This is a genomic window from Pseudomonas sp. SM4 (assembly GCF_051913165.1).
Lineage (GTDB): Bacteria > Pseudomonadota > Gammaproteobacteria > Pseudomonadales > Pseudomonadaceae > Aquipseudomonas.
This window is the reverse complement of sequence record NZ_JBODOE010000003.1, coordinates 1-17,444: the sequence shown is the minus strand read 5'-3', so window position 1 is coordinate 17,444 and position 17,444 is coordinate 1. Positions and strand designations below refer to the sequence as shown.

At 59.9% G+C, this 17,444-nt stretch carries 16 protein-coding genes; 8 read left to right on the top strand and 8 right to left on the bottom strand.

The window, feature by feature from the left end; genetic code table 11:
* The first annotated feature begins 13 nt into the window (after positions 1-13).
* A complete protein-coding gene (locus ACQ4MY_RS05705) occupies positions 14-1,432 on the top strand; it encodes a short-chain fatty acid transporter (protein WP_440094296.1) in 1,419 nt (472 codons plus the stop codon).
* Between the two features lie 36 nt (positions 1,433-1,468).
* On the opposite strand, the gene ACQ4MY_RS05700 is transcribed toward ACQ4MY_RS05705, so the two are convergent.
* Together ACQ4MY_RS05700 and ACQ4MY_RS05695 are read right to left on the bottom strand one after the other, a co-directional pair.
* Positions 1,469-1,684 carry a HepT-like ribonuclease domain-containing protein gene (locus ACQ4MY_RS05700; protein ID WP_440094295.1) on the bottom strand — a complete coding sequence of 72 codons (216 nt, stop codon included), beginning with the start codon at positions 1,682-1,684 and terminating at the stop codon, positions 1,469-1,471.
* A 125-nt stretch (positions 1,685-1,809) separates the two neighbouring features.
* On the bottom strand, positions 1,810-2,100 hold the full coding sequence (locus ACQ4MY_RS05695) for a nucleotidyltransferase family protein (RefSeq protein ID WP_440094293.1): 291 nt from the start codon (positions 2,098-2,100) through the stop codon (positions 1,810-1,812).
* Between the two features lie 147 nt (positions 2,101-2,247).
* Here ACQ4MY_RS05695 and ACQ4MY_RS05690 point away from each other — a divergent pair, with 147 nt between their 5' ends.
* The 3 genes from ACQ4MY_RS05690 to ACQ4MY_RS05680 all read left to right on the top strand — a co-directional run bounded on the left by ACQ4MY_RS05690 (position 2,248) and on the right by ACQ4MY_RS05680 (position 5,937).
* Positions 2,248-3,948, top strand: coding sequence for an acid phosphatase (locus ACQ4MY_RS05690; protein WP_440094291.1), 1,701 nt, complete (start codon positions 2,248-2,250; stop codon positions 3,946-3,948).
* Between the two features lie 118 nt (positions 3,949-4,066).
* Positions 4,067-5,233: a hypothetical protein gene (locus ACQ4MY_RS05685; RefSeq protein WP_440094289.1), complete on the top strand. Its 1,167-nt coding sequence runs from the start codon at positions 4,067-4,069 to the stop codon at positions 5,231-5,233.
* 179 nt (positions 5,234-5,412) lie between these two features.
* The gene (locus ACQ4MY_RS05680) at positions 5,413-5,937 is read left to right on the top strand and encodes an SET domain-containing protein-lysine N-methyltransferase (protein ID WP_158836225.1); all 525 of its coding nucleotides are present in this window, start codon (positions 5,413-5,415) and stop codon (positions 5,935-5,937) included.
* Between the two features lie 8 nt (positions 5,938-5,945).
* On the opposite strand, the gene can is transcribed toward ACQ4MY_RS05680, so the two are convergent.
* Positions 5,946-6,590, bottom strand: coding sequence for a carbonate dehydratase (can, locus tag ACQ4MY_RS05675; RefSeq protein ID WP_008079586.1), 645 nt, complete (start codon positions 6,588-6,590; stop codon positions 5,946-5,948).
* A gap of 141 nt (positions 6,591-6,731) precedes the next feature.
* Here can and ACQ4MY_RS05670 point away from each other — a divergent pair, with 141 nt between their 5' ends.
* Complete coding sequence (locus ACQ4MY_RS05670) at positions 6,732-7,136, top strand: serine kinase/phosphatase (RefSeq protein ID WP_440094286.1); 405 nt, start codon at positions 6,732-6,734, stop codon at positions 7,134-7,136.
* A gap of 139 nt (positions 7,137-7,275) precedes the next feature.
* Here ACQ4MY_RS05670 and rimI read toward each other — a convergent pair whose 3' ends face one another.
* Positions 7,276-7,728 carry a ribosomal protein S18-alanine N-acetyltransferase gene (gene rimI / locus ACQ4MY_RS05665; protein ID WP_008079588.1) on the bottom strand — a complete coding sequence of 151 codons (453 nt, stop codon included), beginning with the start codon at positions 7,726-7,728 and terminating at the stop codon, positions 7,276-7,278.
* On the bottom strand, positions 7,721-8,467 hold the full coding sequence (locus ACQ4MY_RS05660; RefSeq protein WP_158836236.1) for an energy transducer TonB: 747 nt from the start codon (positions 8,465-8,467) through the stop codon (positions 7,721-7,723). The genes rimI and ACQ4MY_RS05660 overlap by 8 nt, the downstream gene beginning before the upstream one ends.
* Positions 8,468-8,699: 232 nt before the next feature.
* On the opposite strand from ACQ4MY_RS05660, the gene mksB reads away from it, so the two are divergent.
* The 3 genes from mksB to mksF are packed head-to-tail and all read left to right on the top strand — an operon-like array spanning position 8,700 to position 13,520.
* A complete protein-coding gene (mksB, locus tag ACQ4MY_RS05655; RefSeq protein WP_008079590.1) occupies positions 8,700-9,992 on the top strand; it encodes an Mks condensin complex protein MksB in 1,293 nt (430 codons plus the stop codon).
* Positions 9,982-10,683, top strand: coding sequence for an Mks condensin complex protein MksE (mksE, locus tag ACQ4MY_RS05650; protein WP_440094283.1), 702 nt, complete (start codon positions 9,982-9,984; stop codon positions 10,681-10,683). Before mksB ends, mksE begins: the two co-directional genes overlap by 11 nt.
* A complete protein-coding gene (gene mksF / locus ACQ4MY_RS05645) occupies positions 10,680-13,520 on the top strand; it encodes an Mks condensin complex protein MksF (protein ID WP_440094281.1) in 2,841 nt (946 codons plus the stop codon). Before mksE ends, mksF begins: the two co-directional genes overlap by 4 nt.
* A gap of 183 nt (positions 13,521-13,703) precedes the next feature.
* Here mksF and ACQ4MY_RS05640 read toward each other — a convergent pair whose 3' ends face one another.
* The 3 genes from ACQ4MY_RS05640 to ACQ4MY_RS05630 are packed head-to-tail and all read right to left on the bottom strand — an operon-like array spanning position 13,704 to position 17,269.
* Entirely contained in the window at positions 13,704-16,007 is a 2,304-nt protein-coding gene (locus ACQ4MY_RS05640) for a PqiB family protein (RefSeq protein ID WP_008079593.1), read from the bottom strand.
* Positions 16,000-16,623: a paraquat-inducible protein A gene (locus tag ACQ4MY_RS05635; RefSeq protein ID WP_008079595.1), complete on the bottom strand. Its 624-nt coding sequence runs from the start codon at positions 16,621-16,623 to the stop codon at positions 16,000-16,002. The genes ACQ4MY_RS05640 and ACQ4MY_RS05635 overlap by 8 nt, the downstream gene beginning before the upstream one ends.
* Positions 16,610-17,269, bottom strand: coding sequence for a paraquat-inducible protein A (locus ACQ4MY_RS05630; protein ID WP_008079596.1), 660 nt, complete (start codon positions 17,267-17,269; stop codon positions 16,610-16,612). Before ACQ4MY_RS05630 ends, ACQ4MY_RS05635 begins: the two co-directional genes overlap by 14 nt.
* Positions 17,270-17,444: the final 175 nt, after the last annotated feature.

The window sequence follows — 17,444 nt, the reverse complement described above, 5'->3', positions numbered from 1 at the left end:
CCGAGGTATTCCTGTGGCCGTTGATATCGAAGATAGCCGCTCTGCGCGCTTTGCCCTGCGCTGTTCAAGTTTTGCCGAACGCTGGTTTCCCGATTCCTGGGTGTTCGCCGCGTTGGCCGTCATCATCGTTGCGCTGGCGACGCTGGCGATGGGCGCCAAGCCCACCGATGCCGCCATGGCCTTCGGTGATGGTTTCTGGAGCCTGATCCCGTTCACCATGCAGATGGCCTTTGTGGTGATTGGTGGCTACGTCGTCGCCAGTTCGCCGCCCGCTGTAAAACTGATCGACCGTCTGGCGCGAATCCCCAAGAACGGCCGCTCCGCCGTGGCCTGGGTCGCACTGATCTCGATGGTCGCCTCGTTGCTCAACTGGGGCCTGTCGCTGGTGTTCGGCGGTTTGCTGGTGCGCGCCCTCGCCCGCCGCAGCGATCTGAAAATGGATTACCGCGCCGCCGGTGCCGCAGCGTATCTGGGCCTCGGCGCGGTATGGGCGTTGGGCCTGTCCTCGTCGGCGGCACAGTTGCAGGCCAACCCCGGCAGCCTGCCGCCATCGATCCTGTCGATCACCGGGGTGATTCCGTTCACCGAAACCATTTTCCTCTGGCAGTCCGGGGTCATGCTGCTGGCGCTGATCGTGATCTCGATCATCATCGCCTACGCCACCGCGCCCGGCCCGAACTCTGCGCGGGACGCCAAGGCCTGCGGCATTGACCCGGCCTTCAATCTGCCGCCGCTGCAACCACGCACCCGCCCGGGTGAATGGCTGGAACACAGCCCGCTGCTGATCATCGTGCTGGTGCTGCTGGCGGCGGGATGGCTGTTCCACGAGTTTTCGACCAAACCGGCGATCACCGCGATCTCCGGGCTGAACACCTACAACTTTCTGTTCATCATGCTCGGCGCCCTGCTGCACTGGCGTCCGCGCAGCTTCCTCGATGCCGTGGCCCGTGCGGTGCCGACCACCACCGGCGTATTGATCCAGTTCCCGTTGTACGGCTCGATCGCCGCGCTGATGACCACGGTCAAAGGCACCGATGCGCAAACCCTGGCGCATCACATCTCGACGTTCTTCGTCAGCATCGCCTCGCACGACACCTATGCGCTGCTGATGGGCGTGTATTCGGCGATTCTCGGTTTCTTCATTCCGTCGGGCGGCGGCAAGTGGATCATCGAAGCGCCGTACGTGATGCAGGTCGCCAACGATCTGCAATACCACCTTGGCTGGGCGGTGCAGATCTACAACGCGGCGGAAGCCCTGCCGAACTTGATCAACCCGTTCTACATGCTGCCGTTGCTCGGGGTGCTTGGGTTGAAGGCGCGGGATCTGATCGGCTTCTCGTTCGTGCAGTTGCTGGTGCACACGCCACTGGTGCTGCTGTTGCTGTGGGCGCTGGGGACGACATTGGCGTATACGCCGCCGGTGATGCCGTAGTTTGAGTTGATTGCACCTGCTTCAGGGCGGGTGCAATCAATCTGACGCGGTGGGTAAGGAGGCTAGTAATTCAGGCAAAGCGCAATGAACCGTTTCCCACACTACAGCCAGGTTGATATCGAAGTAACCGTGAGCAATCCGGTTACGCATTCCGCGCATATTGCGCCAGGGAATCATTGGATGCTGCGCCACGAAATCCGGAAAGCGGTCCATTATTTTGGTCGCGGCCTCGCCAATGATGATCAGACTCATGATGACCGCTTGCTGAGTTCGCTTATCGTCAACGAACTCTTCCTTGCTCAGGCCTTACACAAAGATCAACGCATCGCTCGACGCCTGGCGCATGTGCTCAAGGTAATCGCTGAGGCGGTTTTCGGTCATACGGGACGGGCCTGATCAAGAACCTTCTGGCGAAATTTCAGCGGGAGGTCTCCTGGAGTCAGCAAATCAACAGTGACACCCAGCAGGTCCTCCAACTCAACTTGAAGCCCACCTAGATCGAACAGGGTAGTGCCGGGCAGGGGATCTACCCACAAATCAAGATCGCTTCCTTCCATGTCCGTACCTAACAACGCGGAACCAAACACCCGAGGATTGGCCACGCGAAAACGGCCTATAACCTCGCGAACGGCTGATCGCTGCAAATCAAGAGCAGTGGAAGGTTTCATGGTTCACCCATGCCAGATTCAATGTAGCGCCAGTCTAGCAGGGCTCGAGAGCTGCAAACACCGCGCCTTATGTAACCCAACCGTCACACACCCTTGCTAGCGTCCGCCCGAAACATACTGAAACATTTAAGCAAAGCGGGCTGAGACATGATCGACGAAACAGACGGCACCGACGCACCTTCCCCTGAATCCGACAATCCCACCGATACCAGTCGCCGCCGCTTCCTCGGGGGTGTCGCGGTGCTCGGTGTCGGCGCGACGCTGGCGGCCTGTGGCAACACCGGCGAACAGCCCGGCAAACCGGCCGAACATCCGTTAACCCCGACCGAACTGGACAAGGCCCTGCGCGAGCAGGTGAAAACCGTAGTTGTGATCTACGCCGAGAACCGCAGTTTCAATAACCTGTTCGGTGATTTCCCCGGTGTCGAAAAGCCGCTGGCGGCGCTCAATCCCGCCGACTATCAGCAACGTGATCGCGACGGCTCATTGCTGCAAACCTTGCCGCCCGTCTGGGGCGGCACCTTGCAGATCGGCCCGCAAACCCTCGATGGCGTGACCTACCCCAGCGCCACGCAGTTTCAGGAAAACCTGCCCAACGCGCCGTTCGCCCTTAAAGGCCCGAGCGGCGAGGATCTGCCGTTCGGCCTGGTGACGCGCGATCTGTGGCACGTGTTCTACCAGAACCAGATGCAGATCAATGGCGGCAAGAACGACAGCTTCGTCGCCTGGGCGGACTCCGGCGGTTTGACCATGGGCCATTACGCCCAGAGTCGCTATTCATTGCGCCTGTGGGATGTCGCCAGGGAATTCGTGCTGTGTGACAACTTCTTCCAGGGCGCTTTCGGCGGCTCGTTCCTCAACCACCAGTACTTGATCAGCGCCACCGCGCCGTTCTATCCGGACGCGGCCAATTCGGTGGCCAAGTCGCAGATCGCTGCCTTGCACAGCGACGATCCGAAAGATTCGCGCCTGAAACCGCTGGAACAGTCCCCAGCCAGCGCCATGACCGGCCCGCCGCAGTTCGGCCCGAGTGCATTGACCCCGGATGGTTTTGGCGTCAACACGCTCGCCCCGCCCTACTGGCCGACGTGGATTCGCGACCCGCAACGCCCGGCGTATGCCAAGCCCGATCTGCCCAATGTCATGGTGCCGCAGACTCACGAGCACATCGGCGACAAGCTGTCGAAGAAGAATGTCGATTGGGCGTGGTACGCCGGTGCGTGGCAAGCGACGCTGGAGCAGTTCAAGGATTCCGGCGGCATCCCGAAAATCCCCAACTTTCAGTATCACCATCAGCCATTCAACTACTTCAAACAGCAAGGCCCGGAAAACCCCGCCGAGCGTGACAAACGCCTGCGCGATGCCGGTCTGGGTGACGAGTCAACCAGCAACAAGTTCTTCGCCGATGCCGAGGCCGGCAAGCTGCCGGCGGTGAGTTTCTATAAGCCTCAGGGCAACCTGAACATGCACGCCGGTTACGCCGACGTTGCCTCAGGGGATCGCCATATCGTCCGCGCGTTGAAGGTTTTGCGTGAAAGCCCGCAGTGGAAAAACATGGTGGTGATCGTCACGGTCGATGAAAACGGCGGCTGGTGGGATCACGTCGCGCCGCCCATAGGCGATCGCTGGGGGCCGGGGTCACGGGTGCCGGCGTTGGTGGTGTCGCCGTTTGCCCGCAAGGGTACGGTGGATCACACGGTGTACGACACCGCATCGATCCTGCGTCTGATCACCCGGGTGTTCCAACTGGAAACGCTCGACGGCCTCAAGCAGCGCGATGACGCGATGATCGCCCGTGGCCAGAAACCCATGGGCGATCTGACCAACGCCCTGCAGTTCCGGGCCTGAGCAAAGGGCCCTGCGAGGTGGCGCAAAAAACTGCGCATGACCGCTTTTCTGCGCCACGCGGCTGATCCACTATGAGCCGCCCCCGACCGACGGGAACCACGCTGAAAAGGATCTGAGCATGTTCAAACTCGCAGGACTGACCCTCGCCGCGCTGACGTTGAGCGCGGCCGCCCACGCCGATGTCGACTTGAAGCTGGGCAGCACCGAGCGCGTCACGCGCCTCTTCGCCTATCCCAACAATTGCAACGTGATCTGCTTTCGCAACTGGTCGCTGGAGCAGACCGTCGCCCACTACCTGAGCCAAAGCGTGCAGCGCGACGGCTACACCGACGCCAGGGTTCTGGTGAAAAACGATAACGGCCAGCTCTACGCTGAAATCAGTGGCGTGCCGAAGGGCTATGACAAGCCGCTGTCCGCGCTGCTCGACGCTGGCGACCTGGCTTATACCGGCGCGAGCAAACTCAACGCCGACGGCAAGTGGGCGTACAGCTGGTACCTGTTCCTGCCGCTGGGCATGGCATTGGAAAATCGCAAAAGTATTGAGTTGCTGCACTTCCCGCCGGATTACTCACTGACTCAGGCGCAGGATTATTTACGTTCCAACACCACCGATCGCTGGGCAGCGTTGCTCACTTTCAACGGCATTCCCGCCGAGCAGACGCCCGCCTTCCAGACCATCATCGACATCGCGCCGATCGCGGCGCCGTCCAGTGCGGGCAAGGATCTCGAAGGTGTTTATGACTACTTCAAGGACTATCAGACCACGCTGGTCCAACAGTTCAGCCAGAACGCCGCCGGCACCACCCTGCCGATGGTCGCATTCGGTGCGCCGGTGCGTAACTGGATCAAGCAGCAATACGGGCCGACCGTGAATGTCCTGGGCCTGGCGAGCATCAGCCCGAGCGCAGGCGTGAAAGTGCCGGTATTGGGCTCCAACCATCCGAGCTACATCTGGTACGCCGCTGACCCGGCGAGCTACGACGGCGACGCGGCCAAGGCAGACGCGGCCGGCCTCAAGGTCATGGGTCAGGACTTGAGCGCCGCCTGTTGGCAGGCCGACATGGGCACCAGACCGGCAAGCAATGCGCAGACCACGCTCAACAATTGCACGCAGACCTGGCAAGTGACGCAGAAAGGCAAAACCTGCGAACTGTTCTACACCTCGATCCGTAATCTGAGCCAGGCAGAGGCCGCCGCCAAATGCGCCTCGACGCCAATCAAGGCGCAACTCAAGCAATTGCAGGCGCCACTGCCGCAAGCCGACGTTGCAGCACCGCATCTGTAATCGGTGAAGGGTATTCCTGTGTCAGCCAGAGCTGACGCGGGATGCGTCTATCGCGCCTGTCAGATCTGACAGTAGACCCGTCTCGGCACATACACGACGATTGGTTCCACAGAACGTGTTGCAGGACTGACAGGACGTCAGCCTTCGGGAGTCGCAACACCCGAACAACAAGGAACGTTATGAACAGTCATGCCTTTCAAGCCAGTCAGGCGAGGGATGCAAAAGGGATTTATCCGTTCGCCGGACTGCCTGTTCGCCTGGGTTTCCCCTCCTGCCTTGATTTCGAAATCGTTCACCCGGACGCGGGCAATGGCGCAGCAGTGGTGGCCCGGCGGGATTTTCTGCGTATCAGTCGGATGTGCCGGGTGTCCGGGCAATTGCTGCCCTATCGGTGTCGGCAAACCCGCCAGTTGCAGATCGGCATTCACATTTACGACCCGCGTTTTTGCGGCCTGCTGGAGCACTCCTGCGACCCCAACGTCTTTCTCGACATGAGCGAGTTATGGCTGTGGGCGCTGAAAGATATCCACAGTGGCGAGCGCCTGACCATGGATTACGCCGCCACCGAAGACAAACTCCTGCAGCAGTTCGCCTGCACGTGCGGAGCGTCGCTCTGTCGCGGGTGGATCACCGGCTACGACGATCCACCCAACCTTGAAGGTCAGCGTTTTCTCCAGCGCTGGCGACATTCGAGCGGGCGCTGACGCGTGTCTTACGGCGCGCCGACCGGACGCAAACGATATTGCGGCGGCAACTGCTCGAAACCACTGATGGTGGTGTTGAGACTTTTCCAGCGACCGTCCTTGATGCCATAGATGCATCCATGGATCGACAGGCTCTGCCCGCGATGCCAGGCGTTCTGGATAATGCTGGTGTGGGCGACGTTGGCCACTTGCTGGACCACGTTGAGTTCGCAGAGACGATCGACCTGCTCTTCTTCGGTCGGCAACTTGGCCAGTTCTTCGCGTTTTTCGTAGTACAGATCGCGGATCGACCGCAGCCAGCCGTCGATCAGGCCGAACTGACGGTCCTGCATCGAGGCGCGCACACCGCCGCAGCCGTAGTGGCCGGTGACAAGGATGTGTTTGACCTTGAGCACATCGACCGCGTACTGAATCACCGACAGGCAATTGAGGTCGGTGTGCAGCACCACGTTGGCAACGTTACGGTGAACGAACAGGTCGCCGGGCAACATGCCAACGATTTCGTTGGCCGGCACGCGGGCGTCGGAGCAGCCGATCCACAGGTATTCCGGCGTTTGCTGGCGCGCCAGCTTGGCGAAGAAATCCGGGTCTTCCTTGGTGATCGCGTCAGCCCAACGCTCGTTGTTATCAATCAGGTCTTGTAAGTCGTGCATGCTGTTAGGCCTCAAGAAAGATGCGCTGGTATGACAGTCGACCGCCCGTCGGGGTCACGCCGCCAACGCAAGTGATTTCATGGGAATTCTCGTGTGCCTGGTGAGTCCACCTTAGTAAGGCCCACAGTATGAGGATTTGCCATGACTGATTCACGACGCCCTTACGATGCGGTGCAACCGGAGCCCATCGATGATAACGAAGACCGCATGGGTTCGGTGCATGAGCTGGATTTCGATGAAGACGAGCCGAGCGCGAAGATTGGTGATGAGATTCCAGAACGTGAACGCGAGCAGTTGATGCCCAATGAGCGCGTGCGCGAGGCGGGGATGACCGGGGCTTCGGTCAGCGATCATGAGCCAACGGACGATGACATGAGCCCGGAAACCCTGATCCATGAGGATGGCGCGCGGGATGCCGAAGAGGCCGGTGAAGGTAATCCGGCAGATTGGGACTTGAGCCTGGTCGATGAAGATGATATCGGCGGTGGTAACGGGCTGGATGAAGCGGAGTTGGCGCGGCGCGACCCGCTGGACGGTAACCGCTAACAGACGCGCCTTCCTGTAGGAGCTGCCGAAGGCTGCGATCTTTTGATCTTTTTTTGCATGACCCGGAACAAGATCAAAAGATCGCAGCCTGCGGCAGCTCCTACAGGGGGATGTTGTATCCGCAGAATGAGTCAGGGGATCAGTCGACCAGGGTGCAGGCCATGACCACAGCGTCTTCGCGCCCGCCCACCGCCGGATAATAATCCCGGCGCCGGCCGATTTCGTTGAAACCATAGCGCTCGTACAAGCGGAACGCCGAGCGATTGCTGTCGCGCACTTCGAGAAAACATTCCCGCGCTTGCGCCGCATAGGCCCGCGACATCAAATGCTCGAGCAACGTCAGCCCCAAGCCTCGCCCCTGATTCTCCGGTTTAACCGTGATATTGAGCAGGTGCGCCTCATCCAGAATGATCTGCACCACGCCATGCCCGACCTGTTGCTGCCCTTCGAACATCAGCCAGATCTGGTATTTGCCCAAGCCGTCGAGAAAAATGCCCCGAGTCCATGGATGGCTGTACGCGGCGAATTCAATCTTCAGCACAGCGTCCAGATCCGCCTCGATCATCGGGCGGAAGGTTACAGCGTCACTCATTCGATTCTTTCCAGCGCGCCATCAGCCGACGCATGGCTTGCCACACGGCGGCCTTGCGCTGTGGCTCTTCCATTAACAACTCCAGACCGGGAATGGCCCAGGCCGAGCCCAGACCTTCGATCTGCAATTCACGATTGAATGCTTCAGCGTCCGCTTCACCGGCAAAACGCACTGCCGGCAGGCCGATCAGCCACAGGCAGGCGCACGGTGCGGCTTCCATTTGTACCGAAAGGAAACCCTGGACGAAGTCGCGCGCCGCCTCCGGGCCCTGATCCATGGTGCCGCGATTGAGCCACGGCCAACGCACTGGCTCGCCGACGATTTGCGGTGCATCCGGCAGACCGGCGGCGCGCAGCATGTCTTTGAGCAGCAGATAAGCCGGGTCGCGGCTCTGGAACGGTTCGCCTGTGGGTAACTCGACCAACAGCAGACAGCGCCCGGCACGGAGCAATTGCAGAGCGAAACGCGGTGGCGGCACCGGCGCGGGTTTGGCCACCACGGGGGTGTCGTCGGCCGCTTCCACCGGTTTGGCGTTGGTTCGGGTGCTGGCCAGCGAAGGGCGCGGCACTTCGATTTTCGGCCGTTCGCTCGGACGAGCGGTCGGTTGCACCGGCGCCTCGGCCTGCGGAGCAAGCACCATCGGCGCCTCTACCTCTGGCTCGGGCATGTCCAGCAGCTCGGGCCGCGACGGCGCGGCGAAAGGCAATTCGGTGCGCGGCAGCCAGTTGACCACCTGCATGGCGTTCAAATAGGCGCGGCGGCGGGACTCGATTAGCAAGGGTCGGCCACTTGTGGATAACTGAAGTGGGCTGATTCTACCGCCCTTCGCTCAAGATCGCCCGTTGTTGATCGATAGACTTGATCAACGTCTTCCACAGGGAGAAACGCGACAGTCCGTCCCGAGAGTGAATCGCCTCCTTCATGATGCAGTACAATCGCCGCTTTTCATTGCCAACCAGCCGGGCATTCCGATGATCGAACCCAAGCGCGTCTTGCGCGCCCTCGCTGAACACTGGGCGCTTCTGGAGCCTTTGTGCGAGCATTTCGACCAAGGCACATTGAGCCTCAACGAACTGCGCGCGCAACTGGCCGCCCAACAACTGGACAGCACGCCACAGGACATCACCAGCCTGCTCGACGTGTGGATTCGCCTCGATATTCTGATTCCGGTGGCGAAAAGCCCGAACCGTTTCGAGCTGAACGCGCAGATTCACGACTTCCTGGCGTACTTGCGCCGTGAACACCGCTTGGGCCTGTGCCTGGAAATTGAAGCGTATCTGCGCCACCTCGAACGTCTGGCTGGTTACATCCAGGACGCCTTCGACATCCGCGACGGCCACGACCTCGCGCGCCAATTGCGTTTGCTCGACATGCGCGTGCGTGACGTGCTGAAGAAACTCGACAACGACGAACAGGCGCTGGTGGCGGTGGCCGAACGCGCGAAGACCAGCGACCGGCAGATTCCGCTGCGTCAGCGGTACGCCGAAGTACTGGCGACCTGGGACGAATACGTCGAGCCGATGATCGATCTGGTGAACGCCGACGGTGCCTTCGAACAAGGCGTGCGCAAGGTCGAAACCGTGTTGCTGAAGATGCTCAGCGAGCAACAGCGCCTCGGTCACTTGGTTGATGACGACATGTTGTTGCGCACCCACGCGCGCATCCTCGAAATGCAGACCAGCGCTCAGTTGACGTTGCGTCACGCCCGCGAACTGCTACTGCCGCTGCGTGAAGAAGCACGCCGGCACAACGCCGTGACCCGTGGTGCTGCGCTCGCATTGGCGGCGATTCGCCGCAAAGGCATCGACGCCGTGCCGCAAGCGGCGATGCCGCTGTTCACCCGTCCGCAAAGTACCTTTCTCGGCAGCGCCAGTCAGGTCGAAGCCTACGTGTATGCGTTGGCGCGTTTCGAGCCGAAACCGGCGCGTTTCCCGAAAGCGCACAAAACCCAGAAAGGCGAAGCCCCCCGCGCGCCACGCACCGTGCGCGAGATGGTCGACCGTTGCGAAGAAGCCCTGCCGATGCCGGATCTGATGACCTGGCTGCTCGAGCAGGAACCGGACGGCGCCACCGACGAATTGCTCTACTGGTTCTCGCGCCTGTCGCGGGAAAAACGCTTCAAGCGCGAGCGTCTGGAACGCCGCGAATACCACACTCACGAGCACCAGGTCAGCCTGCGCTCCTTCGCCCTGCTCTCGGCCAGCGACAGCGCCGCCGAGGATTCTGCGAGCGCCCTCTCTGCAGGTACTTCAAATGCAACTTGATCTTTCCGAACTGTCGCAACTCGCGCCGATCTTCCGTGAGCTGTTCAAGGGTTACCACGTCAGTCGCCGTGATCCGGAGTTGTACGCGCAACTGTCGAACTTCCAGGATCAGTACCGCACGCTGTTCAAGGCGTTGGGTTTTGAACTGGTCTGCGACACCCGTGGTTTCTACTACTTCGTACCGGACATGGCCGCAGCGGCGGTGAACAAGACTGCCCAGCGTCTGGCGCTGTTCACCTTCATCCTCGTCGAGCACCTGGCCGATCAGGGCCGCGACCCGATCGCCGTGCTCGATGGCGGCAGCCTCGGCCGTGAAGAACTGCCATCGTTGCTGGAGAAGTACCGCGACCTGTTCATTCAGGCCGAAGTGCAGACCGTTGAAGAACTCGAAGAAAAGATCATGCGCCGCATGACTCAACTGGGTTTCGCCGGCGAAGAAAACGGTGTGTATCGCTTCCTGCCGCCGATGCACCGTTTCCTCGACGTGTGCCTGTCGGTGCAGCAAGACCGCGATCTCGCGGCCAGCGTGCACAGCGTTCTGCCGCTGCCAGCCCCGGTGCTGATCGACGAAGCGGCGGAAGCCAAATTCCTCGAAACCGACGACCCGCTCGATCTCACCGAATTCGATGAAGAGAGCGAAGAAGAAGCACTGGCTCGCGCCATTGCCGAAGAACAGGAGTCCGACGCATGAGCCAGGAACGCTACGGCATCCGCCGCTTTGCCCTTTTGAACACCGCCGGTTACAGCCTCGGCCTGTTTCCGCTGGAAGAACCGTTGTCGGTTTACGGCGCGAACAACCTCGGTAAATCGGCGTCGATCAACGCCTTGCAGTTCCCGATTCTGGCGCGCATGTCGGACATGAGTTTCGGCAAGTACAGCCTCGAACAATCGCGGCGCTTTTACTTCGCTTCCGACACCAGCTACATCCTCGTCGAAGTGAATCTGCCGCACGGCCCGCACGTGATCGGCGTGGTCGGGCGCGGCCCGGGCGGTGGTTTCGGTCACCAGTTCTTCGCCTACGCCGGCAAGCTCGATCTGGCGCATTACCAGAAGAACGACACCTGCCTGCGCCAGAAAGAGCTGTTCAGCAACCTTGAGAAAGAAGGCCTGAAAGCCTACGAACTCAAGCCGGATGAACTGCGTCGTTTGCTGGTGGGCGGTCACACGTCTATTCCTTTGGATCTGACCCTGATCCCGCTGCGCTCCACCAGCGAGCAGAGCCTGAAGACCTTCCGCGCACTGTTCATCAACCTGCTGCACATGCGCGAAATCACTGCGGCCAAGCTCAAGCAGTTGTTCCTTGATGCCTTCGAACACAGCCTGCGTTCGGGCAGCGTCGACTACATCGCCGCGTGCGAAGAAGCCTTCCGCGACGTGCGTCGTATGGAACAGGACTACAACTCGCTGGTCGCTGCCGGCCCGTTGGTTGAAGCCTTGGCCAACGGCGTGAAACAGCGCGACGTGCTGCGCGGCAAACTGCATCGGCTGTCGCCGCTGCTCGACTCGTTGCTCGGTACTTGGTCGGATTACGCCAGTGCGCGCAAGGAAGAATTGACGATTCAGGCCGACCATTACCGTGGTGAGCAGGACAGTCTGCAAAACGATCAGCGCGGTGGCACCCAGGAACTGATGCGTCTGGAGCGGGAAATTTCCGGCATCCAGCGTTGGCTCGGCGAATTGTCGGTGTTGAAGAATCGCTTCGCCTTGGTCGATGACGTCAAAGTGCTGGAGCAACAGTTGCTCGCGGCCAAAGACGCGCACGACGAACTGGCCGGTGCCTTGGCGCAATCGCGTCAGTTCAGTGCCGAAGATCTCGAAGAGCGTCTGCGCGATCTGGAAAAACGCCTGAAGTCGGTGAAGCTGCAACTCGATCACGCCGACAACAACAGCTATGCGCGTCTGCGCGAAGAGTTCTCGCAACAGGACGTCGAGCGCCTGATGCGCCTGTTCAACAGCGCACTGTTCAGCCTGCCGCTGGGCGAACACGGCATCACCCTCGACGACGATGGCGAGTGGGTCAAATCGGTCGAGCTGATCCTTGATGGCTTCAAGGGCGAGCGTTTCGAAGTGCCGGGCCTGTCCATCGACATCTCCAATATCGAACCGCCGGCCCTGCAAGCGCTGGCCGACCGTGCCGCGTTGCGCGATCAGAAAGAGCGTCTGGAAAAAGAACTCAAGCAACTGAAAACCCAACAGGCCGTTGCTGCCGACCGCGCCGCGAGCAAGACCCAGACCGAAGCGCTGTACCAGCAAGTGCTGGACGCGCAGAAAGCCTTGGAAGATTTCCGCCGTACGCAGACTTTGAGCGCTGAAGAAAGCGACAAGCTCGAGCAACTGGCGCAGATGGAAGGCGCACAGGACGAACTCAAGCGTTCCAGCGATGCCTTCACCGAACGCGTCCAGCAACTGTCGGCCAAGCTGCAACTGGTCGGCCGGCAGATCGCCGACATGGAAGCCAAGCAACGCACGCTCGACGATGCGCTGCGCCGTCGTCAGCTGTTGCCGGCGGATCTGCCGTTCGGTACGCCGTTCATGGATCCGGTCGACGATTCGATGGACAACCTGCTGCCGCTGCTCAACGACTATCAGGACAGTTGGCAAGGCCTGCTGCGCGCTGACGGTCAAATCGAAGCGCTGTACGCGCAAGTGCGCCTCAAGGGCGTGGCCAAGTTCGACAGCGAAGACGACATGGAGCGCCGTCTGTCGCTGCTGATCAACGCTTACGCGCACCGCACCGATGAAGCGTTGACGCTGGGCAAGGCCCGTCGTGCGGCGGTCACCGATATCGCCCGCACCTTGCGCAACATTCGCAGCGACTACGACAGCCTTGAGCACCAGTTGGCGCTGTTCAACCGCGAGATCAACAAGCGTCAGGTCTCCAACCTGCAGAGCTTCCGCATCGTTCTCGCGCCGAACAAGGAAGCGCTCAAGCACATCGATCAGATCATCCACAGCGCCGGTCAGTACGAAGAAGGCGAAACCCTGTCGGTGTTCGACCTCAGCCAGAGCGCCGAGCAGGACAACAAGAACGAAGAGGCCAAGGAATATCTGGCGCGGTTGGTGGCGGCAAACCACAACCAGCTCGGTCTCAAGGATCTGTTTGAGCTGGCGTTTGAGATCACCAAGGTCAACGGCCAGCCGGTGATTCACACCGACATCGACGGCGCGGCGTCCAACGGTACGACCATGACCATCAAGGCGCTGACCAACATGTACTTGTTGCTGCACTTGATGGATCGCGATCTGGCCGGCCGCGTGCGACTGCCGTATTACCTCGACGAGGCGGCGGACATCGACGAGAAGAACCAGGCCGCACTGCTGGAAACCAGCCTGCAACTGGGCTTCGTGCCGATTCTGGCGAGCGTGAAGCCGCAGGTCTGCGCCAGTGTCGCGATCGACCTCGAAGGCGGCAGCGGCCCGGCGGGTATCTACATTGATGAGGCGGACTGGAAGTACATCCGTCGCCATGATGTGGTGAAGGCGACGGTGAATGTTGAGGCAGATGAACCGGAGCTGGATGCGGTTTGATCGGCGTTAACTGAAAGGCAAAAAAAGGGCCGCGATCTGATGGGATCGCGGCCTTTTTTTATGCTTGGGATTTGTGTTGATTTTGCGGGCGTAATCGTGAGCAGGCTCACTCCTACAGTTGGAATGCGTTCCCCTGTAGGAGTGAGCCTGCTCGCGATGGCGCCACTTCAAACACCGCAGGATTTACTTACCGAGTGAAATCTTCGGCGCCCACGTCAGCCACTCATCCTCAAACTTGTCGAACAACGGGAAAGTCTGTTCAGCCCGCGCCGGGTTGCCCATACGTTCACCCTCCGGCGTAGCAAAAGCAATCCCGCCCTGAATCGCCGTCTCCAGCGATTCGGTTCGCACTGTCAGCCCGTTGAACAACCCGATATCAAACCCAACACCGCTGGTGTTCCAGAACCGGCTGCCACTGCGCACCAGTGGCGCGTATTTCGGCTCGATCAGAATGTGCACCAACACCCGATCTGCGGTCTGTCCCAGTTCATACCCCGTCACTTTACCCACAGTGATTTCACGGTAAGTCACTGGCACACCCGGTTTCAGCGAACCACGACGGGCAGCGCTCAGTACCAGACTCAACCCTGCTTCCTGCTTGGTCACTTCCGGCGCATTGGCCAGCGCGACAAAGTTCTTCTGTGGGCCAAGATTCTTCGCCGCCGGTTGCACTTCGATGTACTTGCCGGTCACCAGGGTTTCCAGATTCTCGGTCTTGATCAGGCCGAGCTCAGGCTTGACCACCCAGAACTGACTACCAACTCGCGCGATCTTTTCTGGCACTTCAGTGATGCGCGCCGTGAGGATGACCGACTGCAGGTCATCAGTCAGATCGACGCTTTCAATCTTGCCGACGTCCAGTCCTTTGAAGCGAACCGGCGTGCCACTGCTGAGACCGTCGGCGCGATCGACTTTGATCGTCACTACGCTGCCTTTTTTGCTGGCATCGTCATGATTGGCGAACAGACGGAAACGCGGGATGCGCTTCTGCAGCGGCGCCTTGGCTTGCGGCGTTTCGAAGGCGATACCGCCGGCCATCAGGGTTTGCAGCGACTCACTTTTTACTTGAATACCGCCAGTCAGACCACCAGTGAGGGTGACACCGCTGACGTTCCAGAAACGCGTCGAGGCGTTGACCAGGTTTTCGTATTCCTTCTCGATGTGCACGCCGACGATGATCTGCTTGCGCGTCTTGGAGAACTGATAACTCTGAACCGAACCGACCTTGACCTGCTTGTACAGGATCGGGCTGCCGACATCGATCGAGCCAAGGGTATCGGTGAACAACACCAAGTGCAGGCCCGGCGAGCGCAGATCCAGTGGCGGCGCTTTCGGCCGTGCTTCAAACTCGCGTTTCGGTGCAGCGCCTTTGTCACCCGGGCGTACGGCGATGTAGTTACCCTTCACCAGAGCTTCCAGCCCAGTGATACCCGCCAGGGAAATCGACGGTTTGACCACCCAGAACTGCGTGCCGTCGACCAGATAATCTTCGGCCAAAGGATCAAGCGTCAGTTCGGCGGTGGCGCTGTTCAGATCCGGATCGACCTTCAAGGCTTTCAGGTTGCCGACCTGAATGCCTTTGTACATCACCGGCGTGCGGCCAGCCTGCAGGCCTTCGAAGTCGCTGAGTTTGACCTTCACGCGAATCCCGGCAGCAGCGGCGTCGAAATCCTCGTAGAGACGGAACGGCAGGCTTGGATCGGTCGGCGGACTGTCCTTGCGGTTTTCCGGCGTGGCGAAGGCGATACCACCGGCGACGATGCTGGCGAGCGACTCGCTGCGCACTTTTACCCCGGACAGGTTGGCGTCGATGCTGATGCCGCTGGCGTTCCAGAAACGCGTGTGTTTGCGCACCAGTTTGGCGTAGGTCGGTTCGATGAAGACTTTCAGTTCAACGGTGCTTTGGTCTTCCGAGAGCAGGTAACTTTTGACCTGGCCGACCTTGATCTGTTTGTAGAACACCGGGCTGCCGCGGCTCAGTGAACCGAGTCGATCAGCCTTGATGGTCAGGTGCAGGCCAGGCTTGGCGTCGGACAGCGGCGGCTCTTCGGAAAGCGCCTTGAACTTGCGAGTCGGCTCGCCTTCACCAGGACTGATGGCGACGTAGTTACCCGAAACCAGGGTTTCCAGTCCGGTGATACCGGCCAGAGTCACGCTCGGTTTGACCAGCCAGAAGCGCGTGCTGGTCTTGAGGTATTGCTCGACGTCCTTGTTCATCTCCACGGTGGCGATCACGCCTTTGGAGTTGCCCTCGTCATCGAGCTTGAGCGTCTTGACCTTGCCGACCGACATGCCTTTGTACATGACTTCGGTCTTGTTGGCCTGGATGCCTTCGCCACTCTCGAAGCGGACCTGGATCTCGATACCGGTTTCGGAATAGGCACGCCAGCCGAGCCAGCCACCGATGATCAGCGCGATCAGAGGCAGTACCCAAATGGCAGACCAGTTCGAGGCCGGTCGGGTTTTCGCTACGGGCAAATCAGTCATGGTCGTCGTCCGACTCCGTGTTATCCCAAATCAGTCGGGGATCGAAAGTTACTGCGGCGAGCATCGTCAGAATCACCACACTGGCGAAGGCGATGGCGCCAAGATTGGCTTCGACACTGGCTAGCCGGCCGAAGTTGACGACCGCCACGAGAATGGCGATCACAAAAATATCGAGCATCGACCAGCGACCGATGAACTCGATGAAGCGGTACATCCAGATGCGCTGACGCGCCGACAACGGCTGGCGTCGTTGCACCGAAAACAGCAGCAGCGCGATGCCGACCAGTTTGAAGGTCGGCACCAGAATACTGGCGATAAAGACTACCGCGGCAATCGGAATCATGCCGTGCTGCACCAACTGGATCACCCCGGACATGATGGTGCTCGGATCACCCTGCCCCAAAGAACTGACAGTCATGATCGGCAGAACATTGGCCGGAATATAGATGATCGCGGCCGTGATCAGCAGCGCCCAGGTGCGGGTCAGGCTGTTCGGCCGGCGAGCGTGAACCAAGGCACCGCAGCGGGTACAGGTTTGCTCGTCGGTGTCCGCTTCCCGCCTGTTTAACTCATGACATTCGGTACAGACCAGAATGCCCGCATCAATCGCCCGCATGCGCGTCTTCTCCTGATAACGCCTGCCAGATCTGATGCGGTGACATCACCACTTCCAGCCAGACCTGTACCAACAACAGTCCGATAAAACACGCCAGCCCGAGGCCTACAGTAATCGCCGCCATGTCCGCCAGTTTGACGATCGCCACCAGTACGCCCATGAGGTAAACCTCGAGCATTCCCCAGTCTTTGAGGTGGTGGTAAATGCGATAGAGCAGCAGACCGTAGCTACGGCCGAAGTTGAAACGAATCGTCAGTAAAACGAACAGCTGACACAGCAACTTGAGCAGCGGTATGGCCATGCTGCACAGGAATACGACAATCGAAACGCCCTGCATGTCGGTGTTGAACAGGCCGAGAACGCCGCTCCAGACCGTATCCTGCGAAGACTGTCCGAGGATATTGAGCTGCATGATGGGCAAAAAGTTTGCCGGGATGTACAACAATAACGCTGCAATCACCAAGGCAAGGCTGCGCTGCACCACGTTATGACGGTGAGCGTACAGTTCGTAACCGCAGCGCGGGCAGAGGGCTTTCTCGCCGTGGGCAAGCGTTGGCTTGCGCATCAGCAGGTCGCACTCGTGACAGGCCACCAAGTCTTCCAGCGGTAAATCTGACAGCCCTGGGGCGTCAACCGACTCTGACATAAAGGCTCTGGCTCCGAATAAGGTGGGGCTATTCTAGTGTTCTGGTTTGAAAATAACTGTGCAAATTTGTTCGCTGATCGCAGTTGAAAAACTTTTCTTGCGGGCAAAACAAAACCCCAACTGCTTTCGCAATTGGGGTTTCGGAATTTAATCTTGACGATGACCTACTCTCACA